Here is a 4,215-nt window from a genome sequence, read left to right as displayed (position 1 = left end):
CGATGGGTACGACACTCCCGTAACCCCACGCCCGAACAACACCAGAACACGCCTTCGACGCCTAAAGAACACTCCCTTGACAGCAGTTGACACCCTGATCCCCGACGCGACGGCCACGACGGTGCTGCTCCTCAGCAGCGACATCGCTGTCGCCACGGTGCCCGCGTCGGTCGTCGTCCCGGCCGGGCAAGCCACCGTCACGTTCACCATCGCCACCAATGCCGCCGCCCCACCCGCAATCGTCCAGATCACCGCCGCCGTCCAGAACATCCCGCGCACGGCAAACCTCTCGGTAAACGCGGCGACCCCGCCGGGCCCGTCCCTCTCGTCGGTGTCCGTGAACCCGTCCGATTTCACCGGCGGCAGCCCTGCAACCGGGACGGTCACCTTCACAGGCGCCACGGACGGGGCCGTCGTCCAACTGTCCAGCAGCAACCCGGCCGTCGTTCAGATCCCGTCGGAGACGGTCGTGAGCGGCGGATCGTCGACAGGCGCGTTCGCCGTGACCACGACCGCAGTCACCAGCACCACGACGGCGACGATCACCGCCTCCTGGTTCGCAGTCACGCGAACCGCGACGATCACCCTCAACCCGGGCGCGCCCGCGCCCTCGGACCGGGTGACGATCACGAAGGCCCGATGGAAGTCGCGGCTGTTGACGATCGAGGCGACGAGCACCGACCCGAACGCGATCCTGTCCGTCTACGGGCAATCGGGCGAGTTCATGTTCACCTTGACCAACCGGGGCGGTGGACGCTACTCCGACCAGCGCGGCTGGCTCGACAACCCGCAGGTGATCACGGTACGCAGCAACCTCGGCGGATCGGCAACCGCGACGGTGACCAGCTAACAGGGCCGACTCTCAGGTCGGGTAGCCGAACGGGTGAACCATCCCGGCTATCCGGCCTGAGAAGGCAACGGTGACCCACCCTCACCCGACGGAAAGCAGGGTTTCCGGGCCGCCGCGCCGCGGACTACATCTGTTCGGCGTAATCCCGCTGCGCTAGCTCGATGGTCTTCACGGATTCTGGGCTGATCTGCTGTCGACCACCACGCGGGGCCTGCTCAGCCTTCTGAGCGCCCGACCCGGGCAGCTGCCAACGGCCCGTCCCTGCGCTGTCCCCGTAGGGTAATCGCTGGCGCAGGCTCGGTGACGGTGTCAAGGCCGCTTCGTCGTGAGGCCGGTGCACCTCTTTGCCGTGGCGATCTTGTCCTCGATCCGCTCGCGGGCCGCGCCGGACACGAGGTCGGGCTGCCCGGTGCCCGACACCGTCGCTGGCAGGAACTCGGTGCGTATCACCGTCCGCCCATGCACGGTCAGCCGCAGGACGCCGGAGTCGGTGCTGTGCGAGTTGCTGTACCAGAGGAAGTTGCCGAGGCCGTAGTGCACGTAGGTCTTACCCAGCCAACCGTCGGCGAGCAGGGTGTGCGCGTGGGTTCCGATCACGATGTCCGCGCCGGCGGCGGCCATCTGACGGGCGAACGTCTTCATCTCCCCCGTCGGGCAGGGGTTGCCCTCGACGCCCCAGTGCATGAAGACGATCACCAGGTCGGCCTGGTCGCGGGCTGCCCGCACGGCGGCGATGGCCCGGGCCCCGTCGAACGCCATCGCGATTCCCGGCCGGGTCTCCGTCGCTTTCCACTGCGTCGCCAGGTCGTGCACCTGCGACATACCCAGCACCGCGATCCGCACCCCCTGCACGGTGCTCACCCATGGTGCGTACGCCGCGTCGGCGTTGCGCCCCGCGCCGAACACCGGGAAGTTCGCGTCCGCCGCCGCGTCGAGGGTGTCCAGCAGCCCCACCTGGCCGTAGTCGAGGGTGTGGTTGTTGGCGATCGACACCGCGTCGATCCCCGCCGCGCGGAGCGCCGAGTATGCGGTTTCCGGCGATCGGAATTGATAGCGTTTTGGCTGCGGGGTGCCGCGGTTCGTCACCGCCGTCTCGAGGTTGACCAAGGTGAGGTCGGCGTCGCGTAGCACCGGCGCGATCCGGCCGAATGCCGTCTGCGGGTCGTCGAGCAGACGCAGCGTGCGGCCCGTGAAGTGCACGTCGCCCGCGAAAGCCAGCCGCAGCTCGACCGGCGGGGCCACGGCCGGTTCGGTGGCGCTCGGCGATGCCGTGGCGTTCGACGTCGTCGCGGCCGGGGGCTTCCATTCGGCCGCCGGGCGGTCCAACCCTTCGGTGGCACACCCGGCCAATGCTGTCCCGACCGCGAAGGCCGCCACCGCCACACGCACCTTGGCGCTGATCACCCGCACAGGATAGGGCCGAGGAAGGACATCGGGGAACAGCTCATGGGGATACCGGCGCATCCACGGTGAACTGCTCGTACTCGTCAAGGTCGCCGCAGCCACGATCCGGGAGATCCTAGACGACGCCGGCATCGACCCGACGCTCGGCAGCTCTCGACGCCGGAGCGGATCCAGCTGTGGTAGCCGCCTGGATCGCCCAAACCCAGGCCGAACGTGCACAGGCTGGAGCCGATCTTCACGCCGGGCGGCCCTTGCCGTAGAAGGGGAGACAGCCCCGGCGAGGACATGATGATCGGCTACACCGTGCCGGAAATCCGCTGACTCATGGTGAGGTTCCCCTGGTAGCTCGGAAACCCTCCGCGTTGTCCGGGAGACCTCAGCGTGATGGTCGTCCGGAAGGAGTTGCAACTGGCGTAATCGCCCGTGCCCGGCGATTTCCGGCCCGCTGGATCAGGGACGACGGGTTCTACGGTGCCGACCCGGCAGGTGCCTCACATGCTTCTCGTCGCCAACCCCGCAGTCGCGACCGACCAACTGGCCGTCAGCGGCTGGCGGTCGGACCCGTCTCGCCAGTCGTGAGAGGACGTCGTTGAGAGTTCGCACAATTCGTCCAGGACAATCTGGGTCGCTGCGGTGAGAGTTGATCGGCTGCGAACGGCCGCATAGACGTGGCGGGTCAACGGTCGGCGCAGCGACCGGGTGGCGACGTGGTAGCGACGGTCCACGGCAAGCTCGGGCAGGAGCGACACGGACAGGCCGGCCTCGACATGCGCCAGAAGCAGCTCGTAGCTGGCGAAGCGGCCAGCCACGACTGGCTCGAAGCCGGCCTGCCGGCAGGTGCTCGTCACCAGGTTGGACAGGTACGTGCCGGGCATATCGATGGACCAGGCCGCCTCGGCGAAGTCGGCCAGGTCCGCCGGTGCGTCCGACGCAACCTGTGACCGCGGCAGCACGAGCACGATGGCATCGGTAAGCAGGGGGATGGTGTGCACGTCAGGATGCAGCGGCATGGACCCGTCGATGAAGTCCGCGGTCACGATGATGTCGTAGTCGCCGCGGCGCAGGGCCGGATGGCTGGCCTGCGGGTCGAGTTCGGCGACCTCGAGTTCGATCCTTGGATGCGCCTTCCGGAGCCGCGCGGCGAGCGGAATGACGACCGCCCGTACGGCGCTGGAGAAAGCCGCGAGGCGTACCGGCCCCGTTGGTTGGCCGGAGAGGCCCTGTAAGTCCACCTCAGCGGCCTTGACCTGGTCGAGGATGATGCGGGCGTGGCGGGCGAGCGTGCGCCCAGCAGGCGTGAGCTGCACGCGGCGGCCGGTGCGCCGCAGGAGTTCGGTGTGAGCCTCCGCCTCCAGGACCGCCAGCTGCGCTGACACCGCCGACGGACTCATGTGCAGGGCTGCGGCGACGGCCCGCATGGTGCCGAGGCCGTCCAGCAGGCTGAGCATCTCCAGGCGTGCTGTGTTTAGCCGCATCGGAAACTCCTTGTGCGCGGATTCCGCACAGCATAGCCAGAAACCTCAGCTTTTCGTGCATAGCGAACGCTCCTATCGTGAGGCGTATGACGCTGACTACCGAGCAGAGTGCCGCCGAACAGTTCTGGTCTGACGCCGACCGCCATCTGGTGCGCTACGGCGCTCCGTTCACGCCCGAGATCATCGAGCGCGCGGCCGGTAGCTTCGTGTACACCGCCGACGGCCGGCAGATCCTGGACTTCACCTCAGGCCAGATGAGCGCGATTCTCGGACACAGTCATCCCGCGATCGTCCAAACGGTGCAGCGAGAAATCGCGACCCTGGACCACCTGTTCAGCGGCATGCTGTCGCGCTCGGTCATCGACCTCGCGCGCCGGCTCGCCGAGTCCCTCGTTACCTTTTTCGTAGCCCCAACCGGGGTTGCAGGCCACCGGCCGCGGCATGACTCAGTCCCCCTGTTGACCATGATCTGGGGGGTGTTGTCAC

General features: G+C 67.9%; 6 protein-coding genes. 2 read left to right on the top strand and 4 right to left on the bottom strand.

All coding sequences use genetic code 11. The features are described 5' to 3' along the window. Together ABZ807_RS33150 and ABZ807_RS33145 are read right to left on the bottom strand one after the other, a co-directional pair. Positions 1-402 (bottom strand): hypothetical protein (locus tag ABZ807_RS33150; protein ID WP_357167062.1); only part of this gene is annotated, 402 nt, incomplete at its 3' end. Positions 403-447: 45 nt separating this feature from the next. Further along, complete coding sequence (locus ABZ807_RS33145) at positions 448-630, bottom strand: hypothetical protein (protein ID WP_357167059.1); 183 nt, start codon at positions 628-630, stop codon at positions 448-450. Here ABZ807_RS33145 and ABZ807_RS33140 point away from each other — a divergent pair. Then, positions 620-850 carry a hypothetical protein gene (locus ABZ807_RS33140; RefSeq protein WP_357167056.1) on the top strand — a complete coding sequence of 77 codons (231 nt, stop codon included), beginning with the start codon at positions 620-622 and terminating at the stop codon, positions 848-850. The two genes, ABZ807_RS33145 and ABZ807_RS33140, sit on opposite strands and share 11 nt — an antisense overlap. A gap of 309 nt (positions 851-1,159) precedes the next feature. Here the strand turns inward: ABZ807_RS33140 and ABZ807_RS33135 are convergent, their stop codons facing one another. Further along, positions 1,160-2,254, bottom strand: a complete 1,095-nt coding sequence (locus ABZ807_RS33135; protein WP_357167053.1) for a CapA family protein — start codon at positions 2,252-2,254, stop codon at positions 1,160-1,162. A 491-nt stretch (positions 2,255-2,745) separates the two neighbouring features. After that, a complete protein-coding gene (locus tag ABZ807_RS33130; protein ID WP_357167050.1) occupies positions 2,746-3,729 on the bottom strand; it encodes a LysR family transcriptional regulator in 984 nt (327 codons plus the stop codon). An 86-nt stretch (positions 3,730-3,815) separates the two neighbouring features. Between ABZ807_RS33130 and ABZ807_RS33125 the strand changes: the two genes are divergently transcribed. Beyond that, on the top strand, positions 3,816-4,215 hold a 400-nt coding region (locus ABZ807_RS33125), incomplete at its 3' end, for an aminotransferase class III-fold pyridoxal phosphate-dependent enzyme (protein ID WP_357167047.1).

Source organism: Micromonospora sp. NPDC047548, from assembly GCF_040642975.1.
In the GTDB taxonomy this organism is placed as follows: domain Bacteria; phylum Actinomycetota; class Actinomycetes; order Mycobacteriales; family Micromonosporaceae; genus Micromonospora.
The sequence above is the reverse complement of the archived record's forward strand: the minus strand, read 5'-3'. Positions and strand labels throughout refer to the sequence as shown.